21 protein-coding genes are annotated in these 20,025 nt (G+C 42.6%); all 21 read right to left on the bottom strand.

Translation table 11 applies throughout. The features are described 5' to 3' along the window. Positions 1-1,042, bottom strand: a 1,042-nt coding sequence (pilV, locus tag ACJHXA_RS19985) for a shufflon system plasmid conjugative transfer pilus tip adhesin PilV (RefSeq protein WP_000750515.1), incomplete at its 3' end; no start/stop codon positions are given. A 12-nt stretch (positions 1,043-1,054) separates the two neighbouring features. Further along, complete coding sequence (locus tag ACJHXA_RS19980; RefSeq protein ID WP_000934977.1) at positions 1,055-1,690, bottom strand: A24 family peptidase; 636 nt, start codon at positions 1,688-1,690, stop codon at positions 1,055-1,057. A gap of 3 nt (positions 1,691-1,693) precedes the next feature. Continuing rightward, positions 1,694-2,176: a lytic transglycosylase domain-containing protein gene (locus ACJHXA_RS19975; protein ID WP_001258095.1), complete on the bottom strand. Its 483-nt coding sequence runs from the start codon at positions 2,174-2,176 to the stop codon at positions 1,694-1,696. A 65-nt stretch (positions 2,177-2,241) separates the two neighbouring features. After that, positions 2,242-2,805, bottom strand: a complete 564-nt coding sequence (locus tag ACJHXA_RS19970) for a type 4 pilus major pilin (protein ID WP_034169414.1) — start codon at positions 2,803-2,805, stop codon at positions 2,242-2,244. A gap of 49 nt (positions 2,806-2,854) precedes the next feature. Beyond that, positions 2,855-3,964, bottom strand: a complete 1,110-nt coding sequence (locus ACJHXA_RS19965) for a type II secretion system F family protein (RefSeq protein ID WP_000974903.1) — start codon at positions 3,962-3,964, stop codon at positions 2,855-2,857. Next, the gene (locus ACJHXA_RS19960) at positions 3,955-5,493 is read right to left on the bottom strand and encodes a GspE/PulE family protein (protein ID WP_000466225.1); all 1,539 of its coding nucleotides are present in this window, start codon (positions 5,491-5,493) and stop codon (positions 3,955-3,957) included. The genes ACJHXA_RS19965 and ACJHXA_RS19960 overlap by 10 nt, the downstream gene beginning before the upstream one ends. Positions 5,494-5,517: 24 nt before the next feature. Then, positions 5,518-6,012, bottom strand: coding sequence for a type IV pilus biogenesis protein PilP (gene pilP / locus ACJHXA_RS19955; RefSeq protein WP_000912553.1), 495 nt, complete (start codon positions 6,010-6,012; stop codon positions 5,518-5,520). Further along, on the bottom strand, positions 5,996-7,318 hold the full coding sequence (gene pilO2 / locus ACJHXA_RS19950; RefSeq protein WP_000454142.1) for a type 4b pilus protein PilO2: 1,323 nt from the start codon (positions 7,316-7,318) through the stop codon (positions 5,996-5,998). Before pilO2 ends, pilP begins: the two co-directional genes overlap by 17 nt. A 38-nt stretch (positions 7,319-7,356) precedes the next feature. Continuing rightward, positions 7,357-9,000 carry a PilN family type IVB pilus formation outer membrane protein gene (locus ACJHXA_RS19945; RefSeq protein ID WP_001035592.1) on the bottom strand — a complete coding sequence of 548 codons (1,644 nt, stop codon included), beginning with the start codon at positions 8,998-9,000 and terminating at the stop codon, positions 7,357-7,359. Beyond that, complete coding sequence (locus ACJHXA_RS19940) at positions 8,993-9,529, bottom strand: sigma 54-interacting transcriptional regulator (RefSeq protein WP_001220543.1); 537 nt, start codon at positions 9,527-9,529, stop codon at positions 8,993-8,995. The genes ACJHXA_RS19945 and ACJHXA_RS19940 overlap by 8 nt, the downstream gene beginning before the upstream one ends. 46 nt (positions 9,530-9,575) lie before the next feature. Continuing rightward, on the bottom strand, positions 9,576-11,534 hold the full coding sequence (locus ACJHXA_RS19935) for a type IV secretory system conjugative DNA transfer family protein (protein ID WP_015059539.1): 1,959 nt from the start codon (positions 11,532-11,534) through the stop codon (positions 9,576-9,578). A 15-nt stretch (positions 11,535-11,549) separates the two neighbouring features. Continuing rightward, positions 11,550-12,605, bottom strand: a complete 1,056-nt coding sequence (gene virB11 / locus ACJHXA_RS19930) for a P-type DNA transfer ATPase VirB11 (RefSeq protein WP_001542006.1) — start codon at positions 12,603-12,605, stop codon at positions 11,550-11,552. A gap of 18 nt (positions 12,606-12,623) precedes the next feature. Then, positions 12,624-13,763 carry a TrbI/VirB10 family protein gene (locus ACJHXA_RS19925; protein ID WP_034169415.1) on the bottom strand — a complete coding sequence of 380 codons (1,140 nt, stop codon included), beginning with the start codon at positions 13,761-13,763 and terminating at the stop codon, positions 12,624-12,626. Continuing rightward, a complete protein-coding gene (locus tag ACJHXA_RS19920) occupies positions 13,753-14,454 on the bottom strand; it encodes a TrbG/VirB9 family P-type conjugative transfer protein (RefSeq protein ID WP_000274524.1) in 702 nt (233 codons plus the stop codon). Before ACJHXA_RS19920 ends, ACJHXA_RS19925 begins: the two co-directional genes overlap by 11 nt. A 65-nt stretch (positions 14,455-14,519) precedes the next feature. Beyond that, positions 14,520-15,254, bottom strand: a complete 735-nt coding sequence (locus ACJHXA_RS19915; RefSeq protein ID WP_000432282.1) for a virB8 family protein — start codon at positions 15,252-15,254, stop codon at positions 14,520-14,522. 165 nt (positions 15,255-15,419) lie between these two features. Next, on the bottom strand, positions 15,420-17,777 hold the full coding sequence (locus ACJHXA_RS19910; RefSeq protein WP_000548950.1) for a VirB4 family type IV secretion system protein: 2,358 nt from the start codon (positions 17,775-17,777) through the stop codon (positions 15,420-15,422). Between the two features lie 5 nt (positions 17,778-17,782). Continuing rightward, complete coding sequence (locus ACJHXA_RS19905) at positions 17,783-18,103, bottom strand: VirB3 family type IV secretion system protein (protein ID WP_000362080.1); 321 nt, start codon at positions 18,101-18,103, stop codon at positions 17,783-17,785. A gap of 70 nt (positions 18,104-18,173) precedes the next feature. After that, positions 18,174-18,464, bottom strand: a complete 291-nt coding sequence (locus ACJHXA_RS19900) for a conjugal transfer protein (protein ID WP_000865479.1) — start codon at positions 18,462-18,464, stop codon at positions 18,174-18,176. After that, entirely contained in the window at positions 18,464-19,048 is a 585-nt protein-coding gene (locus ACJHXA_RS19895) for a lytic transglycosylase domain-containing protein (protein WP_001177117.1), read from the bottom strand. The genes ACJHXA_RS19900 and ACJHXA_RS19895 overlap by 1 nt, the downstream gene beginning before the upstream one ends. A gap of 20 nt (positions 19,049-19,068) precedes the next feature. Further along, positions 19,069-19,467, bottom strand: a complete 399-nt coding sequence (locus ACJHXA_RS19890) for a hypothetical protein (RefSeq protein WP_001153669.1) — start codon at positions 19,465-19,467, stop codon at positions 19,069-19,071. 118 nt (positions 19,468-19,585) lie between these two features. Continuing rightward, positions 19,586-20,023, bottom strand: coding sequence for a type IV pilus biogenesis protein PilM (gene pilM, locus ACJHXA_RS19885; RefSeq protein ID WP_034169416.1), 438 nt, complete (start codon positions 20,021-20,023; stop codon positions 19,586-19,588). Positions 20,024-20,025: the final 2 nt, after the last annotated feature.

Below are 20,025 nucleotides of genomic sequence, written 5' to 3'. Positions count from 1 at the left end.
TCCACACACCGGATTGGCACGAAAGTATCGCCCCTGTACTGTCGCGGCCTACAAGCCCGTTAGGGGAGCAGGAAGCGCCAGCCGTTGCTGTTTTTTCAAGCTGTAAATACTCGCCTGTATAGAGGCGTCCATCAGCGCGTACAGTTCCACCTTTTACCTGGCCGCCAGTATAAATCCCTTTATTATTCACGCTGCGCAACCAGGACGAATCGGACATATACCAGCCGCCACCATAGGTACTGTTCATCCAGCCTTTGCTGTTTTTTGTGACCAGCCAGCCATTATTCGAAGTGATATCGCCGTTGGTTGTGGCTGTATTTCCTGAAATTGCGCCAGAGAACGTACCGTTACGTGCGCTGATATCGCCGGAGAGCGCGGCGGCGTTGCCGTTTAAAGTGCCGACGTTGTTCAGATTGTTGCTGTTCATATCAATCGCCGTATGCATCCTGTTAAGGTCGGGACGATTGGTTATGGAGTAACGATATAAACGGTCGCTTTCCTGCAAATCAGCGCCAACAAGTGCCATTGCAATATGCCCGGTCGCGCAGTTCAGCCCGTAATTTGAAGGCGTGTCAGACCAGCCGCCACCCGCGCCAATCGCCTGCTTGCTGCTGTTGATGTAGCCGCCAAGCCCTTCAATCATGCTTGCTACCGAGCGCATTCCGGCTTCTGACAGGGACTGACCGCCATTACTACAGGTCAGGGCTTCCAGACGGGATGTTTTGCTGTTCTTTGCAATACCGGTAATGTAGCTTTGTCCAAAATTGGATTCAGAAAAACCAGATTTCAGATAGCCTTTCTGAATGAGTGTTGCTGGCGTGATTGTTTTGGGTAAAGAGCCAGCAAGTAGTGTTGATGCATTGTCAGCAACATAATTACGAACAGCGGTGTTATAGGTATTTGCGTGTTCTGCTGCATTCTGCCAGCGAACATTATTCAGATGGTTTTCAATGTTTTCATAAACTTTAGGGATAACCATCACCATTATGCCGATGACAAGCAATACCTCAAGGAGAGATACACCTTTATCTGTCTTTTTCATTGCTCTTAATCCTCAGAATAATATTCCCGGTACGAGTGAGTAAACAAACATTCCGCCACAAAGAAATGGGCCAAATGGGATATATTTTTTTTGCTTGTTTAATCCGCCAAGAGTGAAGAAAATAATTCCGCCGATAACGGCAATAAATACAATTGAACAGGCAATCTCAGGCGTTGGAAACCATACGCCAGTTCCTGCAATAAGTAGCACATCTCCCATGCCGAAACTTTCCGTTCCGTTTTTATATGCAAAGTAAAGTCTTACAAACAGCATAATGAAGAACATCAGTATTGCACAAAACAAACCAGACAATATATTGTTATTCCATGTCTGATATAACAGGCCGGAGAAGATAAATGTCACGGTATAAAGGCGTGGTAGTAGAAATGAAAGAAGGTCTATACAGGCCATTAATGTAAGGAAAGCATAGAAAATAATCACTATTATAGATTGAATCAGTGATAGCTGATTTAATGAAAGATACATAACGGCAAGCGTTGTCAGTATCAGGCAGTAATATTTCTCTGCTCCGGTTTTATAAGATACATTAAGTTTATTTAAACGGAATTTAACTTCATTGTAGGCGTAGCATTGACAGACGATATTTGCACAGCAAAGTATCGCCGTATTAAATATGCTGTTTAGCATAAGTTACCTTACCATGTATTTATTGTAGACATAGCGTGCGTATTTGATTCTTTTCTGTTCGTTACTTTCTTTGAAACCAGCGTTATAACTGCCAAGACAACTCCAGTTTATGCCGCATTTCTGAAAATGTGTTGCCAGAATCCACGCGCCAATCTGTATATTGAGACAGGGGTTATCAATAAGCTCTGATTTGTCTTTTATTACGCCAAGTTTTTTCAGGTTAGGGATGTGTGATGAATTAATTTGCATTAGTCCGTAATCGGTGCTTAATATTTTTCCTTTTTCTTTGTTGTGATTTATCCGGTCTGGTATGAGTGAACTTTCTACAGTGGCAATGCTTTTCAGAAGCAGGGGGTCAATCAGGTAACGTTGCCCGGCTTGTGCAAAGCAGGCATCAAATCGGGTCGTTGTCGCTGAATATGCGGGTTGCAATGAAAAGATTAATGATGAAATACATGATAGCAGGATATAAAGAACAGAACGCACAATACTCCTCCTTAAACATGGAAAAAATAAGCGCCCGAAGGCGCTTATCCGATGCACATGAAAAATCAGGAATCAGTGCTGAAGGTCAGCGTATTGCTGTCAGATGCGCAAACAGTTGCTGCACTGACGGTTGATGTGGAAGTGTTGTTAATTTTGGAGATTGCGCTGGAAGAACGCAGGGCGTTTACCATTGCCATGCAGTTTTTCTGTGGGACATTGGCCTCTACAACATTGAAGGAGTATTTATCCGAAGAGGTGGTGATTGTAACGGAGCCGCCCCACGGGTTTTTCGCGCTTGCGCCAGTTGTATCTGCGATCATATCGGATGGCAGTAATCCTTGCGCGTAGAGAGTCTTAATATAGTTACTGTCAGTATAACGCCCCTGGAATTTCAGTGATTTCATGTTGGCAATCACTGTCAGGACATTGTTTTGTTCATTGGATGATTGAATGTTGGATTGTACCATTGAATAGAGTTTATATGCACTTGCTGCAAGTACAACAATAACACCAACAACCAATAACACTTCCATCAGTGTTGCCCCTTTGTCCTGTTCTTTTTCTTTTCTACGATGTGCAGAAAAAGAAGATAAAACAGAACGCATATTTAAAAAATTAATAGAAGACATAATAAATAACTCCTTGTTTAATGAGGGGTTGAAAAGAATATATTAGGGATTAGTGTTGCAGGACGTTACTGACATCGTAGAGAGCAGTAATCATCATGACAATAAATGCGAAAACAATTAATGCGGATACTACAGTTATCCAGACTCCTGTTGATTTGACTTTTCCTTTTGCTTCCTCCAGCCATTTATCAGCATAGTTAGACATCATCAATGCATTGTCAGCATTTTCAGAATGAAGTAATAGTTTGTTAATGCATAATTTCGATGGGAAGTCATAACCGCAACTTTTCATTGCCATTGCAAGTGACTGTCCAAGTAAAACATATCTCCTGATTTCTTTTATTCGTTCGAGTAGCCATCTGTTTTGAGTGCTGTTTTTCTCCAGCCTTTCCAGTGCTTTTGCAACGGGAATATCAATACTTAACATGGAGGCCATGTTGAAGAGAAAACTTACACCATTAAATGTTTTATAAAGTGACCAGGGGGGAATGTAATCAAGATACTGACGGCCCGGTCCTGTATAACGCGCAAGCGAATATCTGATCAGGAAAAACAGTACGATGCAGAAGCAGAGAATATACGTTCCGTTTTCTATCAGGAAACCAGACGTATCTGTCAGTAATCGCATAGAACTTGTCCAGCGTTCTTTCGGTGCGAGAGAAAGGAAAACAGGTGTTATGGTATCGTGGACCATATACATGTTTGCCAGACAACCAAAAACCAGTACGGATGGATAAATCATCGACATAACAAGAGTCATTGTCATTTCAGAACGACTTCTGACAATTTTTATGGCCTGAACTAACCCTCCCGCAAGGTCGCCGCGAATTTCACCGCTGGATATTAATTGATATTCATCCTCCTTTATATATTTTTTTAATGCTGAAGATATTGCCCCTGTGTTATTCAGTGCATTAAGGCACTCACAACAAATATAGTAGGTTGCAGAAGACCCCGTTTTCTTCCCGTAGTCTGTTTCTACATCAATCAGGTGTGTAAGAGCACGCTTTACATTTATGCCATCATTTAACATTCCAGATAAATCTTCATATAAACTTATTCTGGAATACCTGAATGTGTATTTTGCCAGCCAGTGGGATATTCCAGAGAAATCAATTTCTATCGAATTGAGTTTCTCAAATATATCTTTTATCGCCATGTCCCCTCCGGGAGCATTGAGTATTTATCTTCGTCAATGGGGGATATGAAGTGTGCGGACAGCGGATCTACCAGGCCATGATTAATCAGGTGTAATAAGTGCTGATTACGGGTAATTCCTCCAAGTTCATAGTGCCAGTATGATTTTGCTTCCAGACGCCCGGACTGACGATATAACTGAAAAAAACGTGCGTCGGGTGAGACGACTTCTGCTATAACCGTTCTTCCCGTTACGCCTTTATAACAGTGCTCGCAACCGTCAAGATTGCGCAACCGGACCTGTTCCGGCAGGCAATTTTCCTCAATGAGTTTCCGTTCTTCTGTACTCAGTTTGTCTGCCATTTCAGCATAAGTGCGCTTACAGTAAGGACAGAGTTTTTGTACCAGCCGTTGACTCAGCAGACCGATAAACAGAAGAGGATCTGCAATTAGCCTGGCCTGAATATTCTCCATTTCAAGGCGCTCAATAATATTCAGGGCATCGTTGGCGTGTAAGGTCGTCAACAGAAGGTGGCCTGTCATCGAGGCTTTGATTGCTGCTAATGCCGATGCGTGATCACGAATTTCGCCGTTCAGTATCGCGTCTGGATCAAGTCGCATAGCGGATTTAATCGCGTCAACCCAGCCATCGACGGAATCCCTGACTGCCGTCTGTATTGCGCCGGGAATGCGGCCCTCCGGCGGTGATTCAATGGTGAAAAGGCGTTTTCGGGGGAGACGCATATTATCGTTATGGTTGAAACCAAACGTGCTCAGATAGGCTTCTGAAGCCGTTCTCAGAGTCGTTGACTTACCGGACCCTGTAGGGCCGGATAAAACGATAATTCCTTCCGGGCGTTGTAACATTCGCCTGATTGTCTGGATTTGTTGTGGCATGTAGCCAAGTTCTTCGAAAGTGGGAATATCCTCGCTGTCATCTTTAATCAGGCGGAAGACCGCGTACACACCACCCACGCACGGATAATGCGAATAGCGCGCCCCAAAAAGATTTACAGGCTTCAGAAAATTCTCTGCGATACGTGCATCCTGCGGTATTGCCGGGTCAAACTGCGTACCTTTGATAACATCGCTCATTCCAGAATAGGCAGCACCCAGCAATTCCAGCCCTTCTTTACGCGGGATGACATCCAGAATTTCCAGTTCCCCATGCACGCGTGCTTCGACATAAGTGAACTCGGAACCGTCCCGACCAGGTGTGATGTGCAAATCGGAACTTCCCAGGTTGTTTGCTTTCGCCAGGTAGCTAATGACCTTTTCCTGGTTGCTGTTTAAGTGTTGTGATGAGTTTGAATCAGACCTTCTTTCGCTGTCCTGGTAGCGGGATGCGATAACATCAAGAGTGGTCCAGGTTATATTTACCTTTCCGGGATATTTAACATTCAGAGTGCCAATATAAGCCTGAACAGCACGCTGTCCTTTACTGTTATCAGCGATATAAACATGAACAGGTTTATCGTCTTTTTCAGATATACTGACGTATACAACATCAGAAATATCTTTTCCGGGATAGTCTGCGTCAGAAAAAAACATTATGTGTCGTCTCTTTCAATAGCATTAAAGAATAAGCTGGCGTTTCTCTGTACCATTCTGAATCCAGACGCCATTACCGGTGATTGATGCCACCTTATAAGAAGTACCAGGAATACTTTGCCCGACCTTGACATCAGTTACTGACCCGTCCAGGAGAGAAATTCGTGCTGACATTTGTTGTGGTGTACCAAATATTTCAATAACACGAAGTGATTTAGCGGCTACACGTTGCGCTGGTATATCGGTATCTGCAAGAGAAGAATACCCGGAAGAGGGCGTTATTGCTGGCGTTGCGGACGCTACACCATTCAAATCAAGATTACGCAATTCACTGACAGCCTTCTGACGCGCCAGCTTTGCTTCGTAAATTACCGTTTCAGCCTGAATCTGCTCTACCTGTAAAATGGTCGGAGATGAATATTTTATTTCGTCTTTTGGCGTGCTTTCAGATTCTGTTGCGTAAGCAAGTGAACTGAAAAAACAGACAGAAATAATCGTTGGTTTAATTATTTTTAACATAGAATGCACCTTTAATCTCATAATTCAGTCTTCCTTCTTCCAGTTTTATTCCTGCATACTGGAAGCGAACGGCAGGTTCATGAAAGTTAGCGAAAAGTATTGAAGGCGGGGTGCTGGTCTGAATCATTAATTCATACTCGTTCCACGGGAGAATTATTGGACGGCCTTCTTCATCTGTTTTTGTGTTTTCAATTTCCTGCCAGGTGAGTTTTAACCTCATTTTTTGTGCAAATGTTGTCAGGCGTTCCTGAATATCTGTTGCCTGTGGCAATGTGTCCGGGGTAATTGGATCAGGTGAAACGTCAAAACTGACAGGAAGAGAAAATCCCCCGGCGCTGCCTTCTGGCAATACAAAAGTTGCTGTGGTTGTCCCCTGGAATATTTCTCGTATCCGTGTGCTGAAGTCCTCGACCGTAACGCCGCTCAGTTCCTTATATGATGTGCGTAACAGCCCGTCATTACCGGATGTGCTGCATTCAGCAAGGTCAAAACGCCATCCGGCGATCGATAAGGGCAGTGCATCCCATTTATCAATGCATTTATCAATAAATGGTTTTATTTCAGGTAAATGTTGCCACGGTGGGGCAATCTGTATTGCCTGTTTGTCTGCCATTTCTTTTGCCAGACGAAGACGTGCAGCTTCTGCCGCAGCTTCTTTTTCCCGGTATTCCTGGTACATGGTGATCCCGTTCCAGAGCAGTATGGCCAGAATGGCACTTCCGCCATAAATCATGAACTGACGTTTTCGGGATACGCGAGTAAACGCCGCCTCTTTCGGCGGTTTTTTTACGTCAATCAACGCAGACAGAGTGAGTGAGGGGAGTGCCTGGCTGATATCCCATGATTCAGGCTGGTATAGTTTCCAGCCGGGTTCTGGTGTTTCATTAAACTCAAGAAATGTTGTCAGAGCACTCATGATCTGACTTTTGTTACCTACAACATCGTTGACGAGAACGTTATTGACGCAGGAAACAAAGCCATAAAGATCACCGAGTTCGCAGATAGCGTATCCGTCAGGTTCGATGAGGGGTTTTATCATCAGTGCCAGTGACCAGAATGAGGACGCCCCTGTGGGAAGATCCTCTTTTCTGATAAATGCCACCATCGTTTTGGTTTCATTTTCTGAATCCTGATACTGACAGGAGAGAAAATATTCAGCGTCGTTTTTTCTTGCGAATGTACGCGCATTCTTTTCTTCTGAAGGAAGCGTTTTCCAGTCCAGACCGGAGAAAAAAGCACGCTTGTTTTTAATAACCGAAGTGAAATTCCGGTTATTCTGATTATTCTCAGACAAAGTGACCTCCAAAAAAACTCCCTGTGTTTTTTCAGGGAGTTTTCAGTTAATTAGTTCACATTTTTTATTACTGCACTGGAGCCGGAATTAAGCACATTTGGTGTAATCAAAACGACCAGAATCGTGTCGCCGTCTTCGCTGTTAATGCCACCCCCAAGTCCAAAGAAGGAGGGGGTTATTACACCTTGCTTACTGGTTTTCCGGTTTGATTGCTGGAATCCACTCAGAATAACTGTCTGGCCTGATTTCAGGTCAATAGTCTGATTAATTGTTTTCAAATCCACATTCGGTGTTTGTGCTTTACTGCCGCCACTTTCGAACACCTCAAAAGTAGGTTTGTCAGACAGACTCATTGAGAACAGCAATTGCAGGTTTTGTGAATCCGGCTGAATGTATGGAAGCAGAGTCATATTGAATCCGGTCGTTATTGTTGCCGCATTCAGTGACGTGGATGATCCCACATTGGCGGTGGAATCGGTTGTGACACTTTCAATGAAGCCCTGCTGATTGGCAATTTGCATAGGGACGGGCGTCAGGTTTTTAGTCACAGCGGAGTTTTGCGTTACGACACTGACGCTGCCTTGTGACGACAGGGCTTTCAGAAATGCTTTTGAGCCAGCCAGCTTACCGTCCACGATGGATACACCACTGGTAATAACATTCTCGGCGGCATTACCAAATGAGCCACCAAGACTCAGACCAAGATGACCATCATTAAATACTGCGTTCCAGTCGATTCCCGCCTGTTCCTGGCTTGATTTCTTGATACTCAGGATTTCAACGTTCAGCACAACCTGACGACTCATTTCATTATTGCGCTTGTTCACAATCTCCTGAACGCTGTCCAGTACATCCGGGGTATCTGTTACTGTCAGTGAACCAGTGGACAGATACATGCGCCCTGTGCCTGGTGTCAGCATTGAGGAAACTTCGCTTTTCAGGTCGTTGTACAGCGATGATTTCATTTCCACGGTTGTAGTTTGCGTATTTGATGCGTCGCCAGTCATACCGCCAGAGCTGGTAGAGCCGGTACTGCCGCTGGAAGACATTGTGCCGCTCACAACTTTTGAGTTGTATGCCACATTGCTGTCCATATATGTGATCGGGAATGAGCGCGTTTCCAGATAGAAGAATGTGATACGACCTTTATCGTATTTCCAGGATATTCCCAGCCGTGAGGATACGGTTTGCAGTAGGGCAGGAAGCCCGGAGATATTCAGTTCCGGGAGTGATGTACCGCCAGAAGAGACTTTTACTGGCTGACTGCCTACTGACGCCAGAGGAACCATTCCATTTGCATCCGGTGCTGGAATTGATCCTGTCATTTGTTGTGTTGAGCCAGTGCCTGTACCGTTCAGATAGGTCCAGACATCGGCGCTGATTCGTACCGGGATATGACAGGTTTGTGTGATGCGTTGTGCGATCTGGCGTAGCTCAATATCTGAACGAGTATTAATCACAATCGGGCAGGGCGGCGCTGATTGCTTTACCTGCTTTTCAATAATTGGCGTTGTATTAATCCATTGTTTTGTTGAGTCCTGGATAACCGGGTTATTACGAATTTTTTTCGCGTATTCAGTCGCTTTTTGTGCGTCTTTTTCGGCTGCAAGTTCATTAGTATTGATTTTTTTGAAGTTTGCACAGCCTGATAATAAAAAAGAGGATATTAATAAACAAAGCAATTTTTTATTCATATTTAATTAACTCCGGTACTGGAATGATAACTGTGCATCCTATTTCATCGTGAGAGCGGGTTAACGATATAACTGTGTCGAAAAGGTTTTGTATCTGCACGCCGCCATCTGAAGGAGTCGTGACAACAATAAGACGTTTGCCACGTTTCCTGGCTGTTTTAATAAATCGAACAATAAACTGAACAACTTTTGATTCCCGTAAGTTGTTACCGATGGCTACACTATTAAGAACCAACGTTTTTTCAGGTGCAGATAAAAAGTCAAAATAATCAAAATTTTCATCGCAAAGATAATGGTGTTTTAGAAGGGGAAGGTGTTCATGGCGTTTATAAATATCACAGAAATCAAAATATTTAACGTCAGTGTCATTGATTAGCAATTCTGCTAAAAGTGTTGATTTTCCAGTTCCAGTTTCGCCTATAATCAGAATATGTTTTTCAGAGTTTATCAAAACATCAATGGCTTCTTTCATCATATTCATATTCATATTCATATTCATATTTATCATATTCGAGTGTTTTATTCTCATAATAGAATCCTGTCTTTGCTAATCAATAGTATCTTTATTGCGAGGATTATTCAGATACGTCTGTTTTATCGTGATTATCAAGGTCTGGATTAGTAATCACATTGCCTCCGGCAACCATGACTTTTTTTCCTCCAGCTTTAGGGAGATAAATTTCTGCAATTTTTGCTATTTCATCCATGACTTCTTGTGTAAACAGGTTTGGAATGTCAACATGATTGTTACGGGCGATATCCACGCGGCGTTTAAACTCTGGTTCTTCAAACCAGATTATTTTGTTGGCAATAAATGGTCGGCTAAATTCACTGGTTATAATTTCACGGATTGCAATATTTCTGGCTTTATTCTTCTTATCCCGGAGAGACACAATTTCTTCAGGAAGAAGAACCGGGCGCTCTATTACATCATCATTCCGTGTACGTGAACTTCCTCCCTTACCACCACCACTGGATATTGAGCGTTTGGATATTTTCATATCACGCACCCCAATCTCTTCTGAAATCTTTTTAGCCAGAGCATTTTTTGATTTCGGCGGATAGTAAAGCACAACAGCACTGTTTTCAGTGAATGTGGTCCATCCTTCCTGACCGTACATATCGCTTTTTTGCCCTTGTCCTTCATTCTGAAGAATGAACATAAAGCGAAGGTTATAACCTGCTGTAAAACCAACAGCGCGTTCAATGACCTCCGATTTACCCATTGATGTAAATTCATCCAGGAGAATAAGGCACTGGTATTTCAGGTCCGGGTTATGTTCCGGCAGTTCACGACAGTTTTCATTAACCAGTAATGAGAAGAAAAGGTTTACAATTTTCTCATGAGTGATTAAGGCATCCGGTGTCAGACCAAGATAAATTGACATGGGTTTTTTACGAATATCCCGGATATCAAAATCACTGAAATTCGTCGCTTCAGCAGTAACAGGGTTGCTGAATATATTCAGTGGTGATGAAAAGTTCGTTTTTATACTTCCCCTTGTGCGATCTGGTGCTGACATGAACTCAAAGAAGAATGATTTTGTTTTATCGCTAATCCAGCTACGATTTTCAACTTCCTGTCCCATCCATGCGGCGAGATCTTTTCCATTATCGGGAATCGACGTTTTCAGTATGGCGCTGATGGAAACAAGGACGTCCGGTGCATTATGACCTTTGGCTTTCTGGTCCAGGTGAAAACGCTCCTTGTCCAGCAGGTAAAGCCCTAACCCGACAAAAAGGTTGCGTGCAGAATCAGACCATATAGGATCATCACTTGCCGGGATAAGGATTGCGGCAATTTTTGCCAGGTCCGTTTCACGAAGTAAATCACTGCGACTGACGCAATCCAGAGGATTCCAGCGGTGAGAGCGTATCTGTCCTTTAATTGCCTGGTCGATAGTTTCCGCGTATCCGGCGGGCGCAAAGAGAAAGCATTTTTGCCCTAATTCTTTTTGCCTGAATCCGGCTGATAAAAACCAGTTTTCAAGTTTGATATCCAGTATGACCATACTTCCTGGATAGTTTACGCAGTTGGGGATAACAATCCCCACCCCTTTACCAGAACGTGTCGGGGCATAAAGAATTAAAAATTGTTGTCCGGCGAAATAAATAAATTGTTTTTTGTATCTCCCCTTGAACATTTTACCGATGAGTATTGGTGGATGTTTGTAAGGTGATTTTTTATCCGGGAAAAAACCTGATTTACTCAGGTCCATATCAGTTGCGAGCCGGGCGTCACCGTAGATGACTTTTTTAGGCATAATCCCAATCACGACAATTAACATGAATATGGCAAAGAATATTAATGGAACGCTGAATCCAAACCATGCCATAAAAACGAGTTTTTTATATTGTGGGTTGCCAGAAAATGTTGAGATTACAGAATGGAATGTATCCCACTTGAGCAAAGACATATCAACGGATGAATATCTTAATGCTGTGTATCCACCGAGATAGTTTGAGGCTATAAGCACACCCACAAGAAGCAGTAACAGGAAGAGAATTAACCCCCCCATCTTTTTTGCATTCATAGTTATCTCCACAATTTACATTGTGCTCAAAAAACGATTTTTTTCTTCGGGTTCGTAATACAGTTCAGTCATTCTGGTATGGTTGAAAAAAAGAATGACATCAATTGATGTTTTTATCGTGCGCATGATGAGGTCCATATCAACAGTCATACCAACATCAGATTGTTTTACAATACTTGCCAGTCGTGAAAATGAGGCATAAGTATTATTAGCATGAATGGTACTGATTGAGCCTTCATGCCCTGTATTAAGCGCCTCCAGATAACTCCATGCTTCGTTACCCCTAAGTTCAGCAAGAAAGATGTGATCTGGCTTTAATCGCATACACGCTTCAATGATTTCCTTCGCTTCAACGGTATTTTTTTTGTAGAAAAGCCGGATATGGTTTGGATGCAGCGGCAGAGACATTTCCGGTACATCTTCAACGGTTATATAACGCCGTTCAGGTGGAAAGATATCTGCAATTGCCTTTGCTATAGTTGTCTTACCGGAGCCAGTCCCACCGACGATTAAAAAATTAAGACGGTCTTTAACTGCCTCTCTTAAAAATCGAGCTTTAGATTGACCATCTGGACGCCGGGATAATTCATACAGGTAGCGTTGCCGTTCAGTCAGGATGGCTTCGTGTTTCGTCGCAATCCTGACATTATCAAAACGCCCTGTTCGGACATAATCATCTATAGTAAAGCGCGTTAATGATGGCTTACGGATAGATATCACAACGCTGTTATTTTCTGTTGCAGGTGGAATGATGATTTGTCCACGTTCCCCACCGGGAAGAACTACCGATGCAATGGGATTATCATGGCTAAGTGGTATTTTTATCTTTGATAAGTTCGTCAGAGTTTTGGCAAGTGTCATTAAATTATCAAAAGTCGCGTCTGGCGCATCTTTAGATTCCCAGCCATTTTTCCCTTCAAACCATATTGTTCCTGGCTTATTCACAGATATTTCTGTGACATGTTCAATATTAAGAACAGACTGGATACCCGTCATATCCAGATATCGTCTTGCGGTTTTACTGTTATCTCGTGGTTGTGATGTATTACTGGTATCTCTGATGTTATTCATATCAATTGCTTTACTGAATTACTGAAGTTCATATACGGATGAAAAGTCGATATTTCGCGGAACAATAACAGACAATACAGTCCCCTGATTAATATATGCCGTGGGGGGAATATTTATCGTATTGTCCAGCGTTGTTTTTGCCATTTCTTTTGTTGCGTCAGATGTGTTTTCGTAGGTGATATTGCTGTTTGAGCCTGTTTGTTGCGTGCTGTTTTTCAGAATATCTAAACCATCACCAAGTAATGACAGCAGCAATGCACCACCAAAACGCTGACCAAAATGATTATCGACCCATGCAGGAAGGCCGGAAGCACCCAGACTGTCAGTGCCAAGTGCGCCAATGCGCACATTGACATTTTCATCTTTGAGCGTTGTCCAGTTAACGAACACACGGGCTACTCCCTGTGTCATGACTTTATTCTGCTCCCCGATCAGTAATGCTCCTTTACGGGCAAGAAGCACTTCGCCGTTATCCGACCAGACGTCTCGTGTTAACTGACACATTGTGATACCGGGATAAGAGGTTACGATTTTCGTTTTGAGCACACAGGATAATGCTGTTCCCGCAGATAACAGATATCGGCGGTTCAGCACAGGGGATACCTTTCCGTCTGCGTACTGACTGCCCTGTAAATCATCTCTTTCCTGGTTTTTTTCGCCTTGTTCCTGATTGTCGATCTTCACCATTGTGTCGCCCATCAGTTGTCGGACGGATTTTGGCAATGGTTGTGGTTGGTTTGGATCTCCACTGGCGGTTTGGGGAGTGCCGTTGGCTATCACATTGACGGCTGTTTGATCGGCCTTTTGTGATGCTGGCGCTGACGGGGCATTGTCTGCCTGTTTCTGTTCTTGCTCCTCCTGTGCTTTCCTGCGGTTAGCGGCATCGAGTTTTTCCTTTTCTTCGATGTTTTTCATCATTGTTGTCAGTGAAACGCCATTGTTGGTATTTGTGACCAGTGTCTCGTCAGACTTCTCAAGAGGTGTTTGCTGAACGACCTGTTCTCGTGAAAGAACTTTAAACAAGATAATGATCACAAATAACGCGGCAATCAGTAATATGATGAGGATTAATATTTTTTTTGGTGCTGCTTTACCTTTTACTTCGATAATTCCGCGATTTCCCGCGTCATTATTTTTTTCATCATCTTTATTTTTCATAGCTGAACTTCTCTACTCGTGTTTTTCCGTTTGACGTACCTTTTTTATTCCACGGACGATTAACGATTGATGATGTTCTGATATCTGCAACCTGATCACCCAGGCGCAAACGGAGATTTTCAGCCACGTCATAGTAAACCATTGTGTTTTTATTTCTGTCTCCGTTAACCAGATGTTCATTTCCATCGGCATCAACACGATAAAGGACCGGAATTTCCTGTTTATTAGTCCATCTCATACATGTAAATTCGCCATTATCCCATACCTGATAAGGGAAAATTGATTTGTCCCCCTTGAGTTGATAATGACCATTAATTATTCCACCATCAGTGCATGGAAATGGCTTTTCAGTCATTACGGTAGCTGACGGTGGTTTCGGATAATTAAAACGCAGAATATACGTGGGTTGTTTCGTGGTTGATATCAGGTAAAGAGGATATATATGCTTATTGGTCTGAACGGTAACGTTTGTATCCGGTTCTTCTGCTTTTGGACGCAGAAACAGAGTGTTGTCCCTGACCGATACTGACCAGGCTTCTGGATCACCAATTCCGACATCTTTTATTGTTTCGTCTTGTCCGAACTTAATTGTTGTTTGTGCGCCTGCTTTTACGCGCACATTAAATACATCCTGCTCGTTATAATCTACGGTCTGAATACGCCCGTCTCGTTCCGATGGTGTGCCGTACATAGCTGCTAAAGCACCAGGTACTTGTAGCATCGACAAAAGAACTATCGCAGTAGTGCGTTTAAGCATCATTTTATAACCTCTGGATCAGGTTGGTAGCTCAGAACTTGCAGTCCCAGCGGATTCACAAGGCGCTCTTTTTCTGTTTTGATATCTTTATCCCAGTCAAAAGAAATCGTCGAAATCCACTCTGTTGCTCTGTATCCGGGGGCGGGTTTACCAGATAAATCCAGTACCATTTTTTTGAAACGCACCTGCGCCATATCCTTCCTTAGAAGGATTACTGAATTAATCTGGACCTTAATTTTGTAGTTGTTTTTCAGAATGTTCAGTGGTGAGGAATCAGCACGAATCATGGTGTCATAAGCTGAAAACACCTTTTGGGAAGACATTGTTTTTACTGTATCGGCCTGTTCCTGGATAGTCTGCCAGTCGTATGCTTCATAGTTAATGAGATATTTTGACAGGAAATATTTAGTCTCAACATCCTGATAACTTTCCTTAGCATCAGATAATTGAGGGGCAATATCAGTATATCCAGTGCTGTTATCCACTCGCACAAGGAACGGTACAGCGGTTTTTAATGGAGCAAGGGAGGCTATTGCGAAACCAAGAATGCAAATTACAACAAATTCACCAATGGCGAGAATGGTAAATGTTTTTGCCTTTTTCTTTATGATTTCAATTTCACTACGCTCAAAGTCACGTATGGCCTTGAAATAATCCTTTTTTTCGTTCTTTTCTTCAAATTTCTTTTTGGAGGCTTCTTTTTTTGAATGTTCATAATAGTTTGTGTTTTCCATTAATAATCACCTGCTTTGATCTGTTCAATTGCTGTGTTTAACTCAAACCATCCCCCTTTTTTCTGCACAGGATTGGGGGTGTGAGAACATGCACTAATTAATAGCGCGGAGGCAATTATGAGGGGGATTTTCATATTGTTTTCCGTTCTGTATAAAACAGAGAAATTAACCGTTCAGGCGTTTCAGGAGTTCTGGTATCCAGATATCAGGAGCTACATCTCCTTTTTCAGCAATAATCTCATCAAAAATAGACAGGCCAGTTTCAGAGCCAGAAAGCACGGGGATAAACTCATCGAATCCAAACAAATCCATTTTGGCGAAAACAGAAGAGCCAGATTGCTTGATGAGCATGGTCCTTGACTCCTTCGTCAGTTCTTTGAGTTTTTCAAACTCTTTTTCAGTAAGCCCAATTTCTTTATATCCTTCCCATTTTGCATCGGGATTGGGCAGGAGAATTTTCGTTGCGGTTTGTTGTACCAGCGCCGCAAAAATTGCGCAGTTTATGGCGTCTTCCGGGGACTGTGATGTTAACCACATCATTTCACCTTTCATGCGCCCCGCTTTCAGTGCGCTTTTAATCATGCTTTGTGTCATGGGAAAGTTTGCTGGCATCCAGAACTCTTCAATAATGGAGAGCATCAGATTGCCGCCGCGTTGCATGATTTCTTTGTAGAAAAACAGGACCGCGAGTAAAGGTTCACAGGCAGGATGAATACCGTTTTTTGTGTCCAGGACAACGGTTGTATCAAATCCCACTTTTTTATGATGCAGTGGATTGAAGGTATTCCGGGGGGAATCCACCGCCCAGGCATATTCGCCGTTGTCGCACCATTTGGCGAGACGCGTCTGAAGTTCAGGACTGACTATATCGAGAAGAAGGGCTGTCCGGCGTTCTTCGACAGGCATTCGCATAATGCTTTCCACGGCAGCGTTTAATTCAATGCCATGTTCATCAGAACAGGGGTTGCCCTGATTGTCTCGTGCCAGAACCTGTGTCCAGCGTTTCAGAAATGCGAGAAGTCTGTGCCAGACGGGAGATTCCGGGCCTTCTGCCAGTTGCCACGGATTGCAGCCTGTATAGATACCTTCCTGCAACGTGAAATAGCTCCCTCCGTATGCGCGGACAAAAAGTTCGGTAGAACGGTTGTAATCCACAACAAACATTAAAGGGTCAAAGCGTTGAAGAAAGCCGCTGGCTGTTGCTTCAAATGTTGTTTTCCCTGTGCCTGTTGCGCCAAGAAACATTGCGTGTCCGGCAATTTTTTGTCCGGTAACATTTTTTTCCGGTGGGCTGTAATGTGTATTGAACCAGTAAACGCTGCCTGAATCCGTTTTTAAAGGCATTATGGCGGAGCCATCACCAATAGGATTGCCTGATTTTTTCCCGGAGGAATAATTGTGAAAAGACATCAGACAGGCCAGGTTGGTAATTGTTCTTCGGGTATCCAGTGGACGCCTCTTATTCAGCGGCATATGACTGAAAAAAACAAAAGGTGATGCGAGTGAGGCGCGACTGAAGCGGAATCCCTTACCCGAAGTAATAAACTCAGCAGAGAGCTTTATACCATTGCTTCTGGCCTGATCTGGTGTATCACCGAATACCGTTAATGCGCAGTGTAGTGAACCAAACAACGTAATTCCGGCTGCGACCGCTTCTTTACCAGCTTCGAGTTCTTCCTGCTGTATTTTGGCTGCATCATTAGCTGATTGTAGTTTGTTTAACTGTGAATCGATATTCTTCAGGGTTTTTGTTGGTGACTCAAAAATAAAGGATTGAGTAAGAATAAATTCATAGGGTTGTTTGAGAAGGAAATCCCATTGTCCGGGGGTTGTTTCTATCGGGAAATCCTTCAAAATATAATTCGTTGCGAATTTTTTACTATCCGATTCGTTGTTACGCAGTTCAAGAACATCAGCACCAAAATACCATTCAGAATCACAAATGCTGGATGATAAGGGGGTGGATGATAAAGGAATCATGTTGTGTTCTGCATTTAGCAATAGTGATAGATAGTCTGCCACCTCACTAATATAAGTATTGTAAACGGATAATAAAGAAGCGTTAAATGGTAGAAGTGCTTTTTGCGCCTGTTGTGTCATTTCATTCATGCGCTCGATTCCGGTATCAACATCATCGTAGGGTATCCCAAATGTCAGATACCATGTTGATTTATAGAATGCGCTGGATGTGAACAGAGCAAGGTATTTTTTTGAAAACCTGCTTAGAAAATCATTGTCAAAATTCCATTCTCCATTGATGGTTGCTCTTTTCTTGATAAGATGAGTCCATAAATACAGGTCGCCTTCCTTTCCTAACCCAATCAGGAAGTTTTTAACGCTGTTAAATAAATTTGTAAGAACATTATCGTTCTCTGTCTCAAATGGAATGCCTGCTACAACAAGTGAAGCCAGCATTTTCCTGTCAGAAGTAAAGATAATACTGTCTGTTATATGGAAGCGATAATCGGGATATTCACGAGCAACATCCATATTGTCACTGTTTTTTAATTTGATTTTGTGCATATATGTTACCTGACAGATGAATAACCAATAATTAAATCTCTGTGGCGGATTTTTAACAAAAGCCCCATAAGGTTTAAACGGATGACTCTTAGTGCGTTTGAGTCATTTTCACAGGCCAGTTTTACTATAAAAAGAAACAGCGCACATATGACAGGAATAATTATCCCTTTTATACCCCAAAGGAAAATAGCGGGGAAGCCTGTCAGAACAGCGAAAAAAGCCGTGAACAATAACAACATTAAGGGTATACCAGCAATTAACGCAGGACGGTTAAACCCGTTATAAGTCATGAATGACTCACTGACATGTTCATTTACTTTGTCCATAACTCACCATGAAAAAAGCCGCAATTCACACATAAGGTAAATATGCGGCACAGTTGTATATATGGATTACTTATTTGAAGAGTTCCAGCGCCCAGTTCCCGGCGTAAAGTGCACCGCCAGCGAGGGAACAATAGACAAGCGCCATTCCTACATCAGACCAGCTTTTCTTCTCCATGAATGCCATGATGACGTTATAGATCAGGTAACACAAAGCACAAACACCACCAAAGCTAAATGCCCATGTCTTAAGTTCTGTCATGGTATTTGTTGCGGTGTCGAGTCCACCTGCATAGGCAACGGAGGCAGTTAGTGACAGGAAAAACGCCAGAATAAAATACTGCAAAGTTGATTTGACTTTCATTAACTAAAATCTCCAAAAACATCCCAGTCCGGTGATGTTTTCTCTTCATCGTTCGGGGGGGTTATTTCTGATTCATCAGTTTTTTCACGGATTGATGGCACGATATAGTTATTCGCGTTACGAATAACCCGTTCCAGATAAGAAGTGTTGTTAAATTTCTTTTCTTTTATAAATCCTGTTGATTCGTTACCCGAATAATACAAAGATAAAGCGCGGAGAATTTTTTGATTACTACTACCCTCCTTTTGTCTCAGATAATTGTCCGTCAGGACTGCCGCTCCTGCTTTTATATTTGTACACGGGTCAAAAACTGTTTTATTAGTCAGATTGAGTGATGGGAAATTTTTGCTGTATATCTGTGTCAGACCTGCACTAAACCTTTTATTTTCTGCTGTTAATTTTTCTGCATATTCAATAGCTCCTTTTTCATCTTTAAAATACTTACTTGTTCCGTCAGAAACATTCGCTATTACATATGGATTAGCCCCTGATTCAGTCATAATCAGGGCATTCATCGTATCGGGTGATACATCAGGGGCACACTGACTTATCAGTGCTGCCAGAACAGCCGCTGATAACTGCATAAGGGATTTATCTCCTGATATTAAATTCGTGAAGATCGTTTTTTCCTGCGGGGGCGACGAACGATACTGTCCAGCTCATTAGCGCCGGAAAGAAGTTCTTTCAGCGAGACAATTTTTTCCCTGACAGGTATAAGGGATTTTGCCCCCGGACATTGTTCAAAGTCTGATTTGTACAGGTCGTATAAAACAAGCGTATGTTTTACATCCTGTGACAGATAATTATGTTTATTCTGGATGTTACCTTGTTCGATATTTTTGATAACATCTGCTGAACGATGAATTAAATCTGTGTAGATTCGGGTGTTTTTAAGAGGATTTATTTTTATATATTCAGAAGCAAGCTGAATAAGATTGCATCGTAAGATAAGGACTTCACGAGTGGCAATATCAAGCTCGCTGACATCATCATTATCCTGCATGGGTATCTCCGGTAAAGATTTTCTGGACTGAAGTCCGCGCCGTAGCGATATATCCGGCCCACATAATGATGTGTCGGATATGCAGACTCCAGTTCAGAATCCCCTTGTCAGGGGATATTTAGTTAATGAGTACAATAGCCTCTTCTGGAATGGAGGAAGGAACGGGAACGCCCATATCATTCCCCTGATTATCGACAATCTTCTTATTTTTTACTTTTCCTAACATTGCTGAATGTTTTGTTTGCTGCTGCAAAGCAGACATCAGACCTTCTGTATCGGCAGACCAGATATAAACTCGCTTACCGTAAATAATATGATGAATATCATAAACGGGTGTTATACCGATTTGCTCAGATGTTAACGTTCCTCCTGAATTACGTTTGTCTGGATATTTATAAAGATAGTCATTGATAACATTTGCGAAATGGACAAATTCAATTGCTTCCTGTTTTGCAGGAAGCAACTTCATTCGCTGTATGGTTTGGTTATTGTTATCTGTCAGATAGTAACTGCCTATTGACAGGAATATCAGGAGCAAGCTGAAGAACCAACCCATAG

It is taken from the genome of Escherichia sp. WS33, assembly GCF_046486385.1.
GTDB lineage: Bacteria > Pseudomonadota > Gammaproteobacteria > Enterobacterales > Enterobacteriaceae > ECMA0423.
This window is presented reverse-complemented; position numbering and strand designations above follow the sequence as displayed.

Excerpts from the sequence above, each read along its gene's own strand:
- ACJHXA_RS19980 (WP_000934977.1), bottom strand. The coding sequence starts at position 1,690 with ATGCTAAACAGCATATTTAATACGGCGATACTTTGCTGTGCAAATATC.
- ACJHXA_RS19970 (WP_034169414.1), bottom strand. The coding sequence starts at position 2,805 with ATGTCTTCTATTAATTTTTTAAATATGCGTTCTGTTTTATCTTCTTTT.
- ACJHXA_RS19965 (WP_000974903.1), bottom strand. The coding sequence starts at position 3,964 with ATGGCGATAAAAGATATATTTGAGAAACTCAATTCGATAGAAATTGAT.
- ACJHXA_RS19960 (WP_000466225.1), bottom strand. The coding sequence starts at position 5,493 with ATGTTTTTTTCTGACGCAGACTATCCCGGAAAAGATATTTCTGATGTT.
- pilP (WP_000912553.1), bottom strand. The coding sequence starts at position 6,012 with ATGTTAAAAATAATTAAACCAACGATTATTTCTGTCTGTTTTTTCAGT.
- ACJHXA_RS19945 (WP_001035592.1), bottom strand. The coding sequence starts at position 9,000 with ATGAATAAAAAATTGCTTTGTTTATTAATATCCTCTTTTTTATTATCA.
- ACJHXA_RS19940 (WP_001220543.1), bottom strand. The coding sequence starts at position 9,529 with ATGAGAATAAAACACTCGAATATGATAAATATGAATATGAATATGAAT.
- ACJHXA_RS19935 (WP_015059539.1), bottom strand. The coding sequence starts at position 11,534 with ATGAATGCAAAAAAGATGGGGGGGTTAATTCTCTTCCTGTTACTGCTT.
- virB11 (WP_001542006.1), bottom strand. The coding sequence starts at position 12,605 with ATGAATAACATCAGAGATACCAGTAATACATCACAACCACGAGATAAC.
- ACJHXA_RS19925 (WP_034169415.1), bottom strand. The coding sequence starts at position 13,763 with ATGAAAAATAAAGATGATGAAAAAAATAATGACGCGGGAAATCGCGGA.
- ACJHXA_RS19920 (WP_000274524.1), bottom strand. The coding sequence starts at position 14,454 with ATGTACGGCACACCATCGGAACGAGACGGGCGTATTCAGACCGTAGAT.
- ACJHXA_RS19915 (WP_000432282.1), bottom strand. The coding sequence starts at position 15,254 with ATGGAAAACACAAACTATTATGAACATTCAAAAAAAGAAGCCTCCAAA.
- ACJHXA_RS19910 (WP_000548950.1), bottom strand. The coding sequence starts at position 17,777 with ATGCACAAAATCAAATTAAAAAACAGTGACAATATGGATGTTGCTCGT.
- ACJHXA_RS19905 (WP_000362080.1), bottom strand. The coding sequence starts at position 18,103 with ATGGACAAAGTAAATGAACATGTCAGTGAGTCATTCATGACTTATAAC.
- ACJHXA_RS19900 (WP_000865479.1), bottom strand. The coding sequence starts at position 18,464 with ATGAAAGTCAAATCAACTTTGCAGTATTTTATTCTGGCGTTTTTCCTG.
- ACJHXA_RS19895 (WP_001177117.1), bottom strand. The coding sequence starts at position 19,048 with ATGCAGTTATCAGCGGCTGTTCTGGCAGCACTGATAAGTCAGTGTGCC.
- ACJHXA_RS19890 (WP_001153669.1), bottom strand. The coding sequence starts at position 19,467 with ATGCAGGATAATGATGATGTCAGCGAGCTTGATATTGCCACTCGTGAA.
- pilM (WP_034169416.1), bottom strand. The coding sequence starts at position 20,023 with ATGGGTTGGTTCTTCAGCTTGCTCCTGATATTCCTGTCAATAGGCAGT.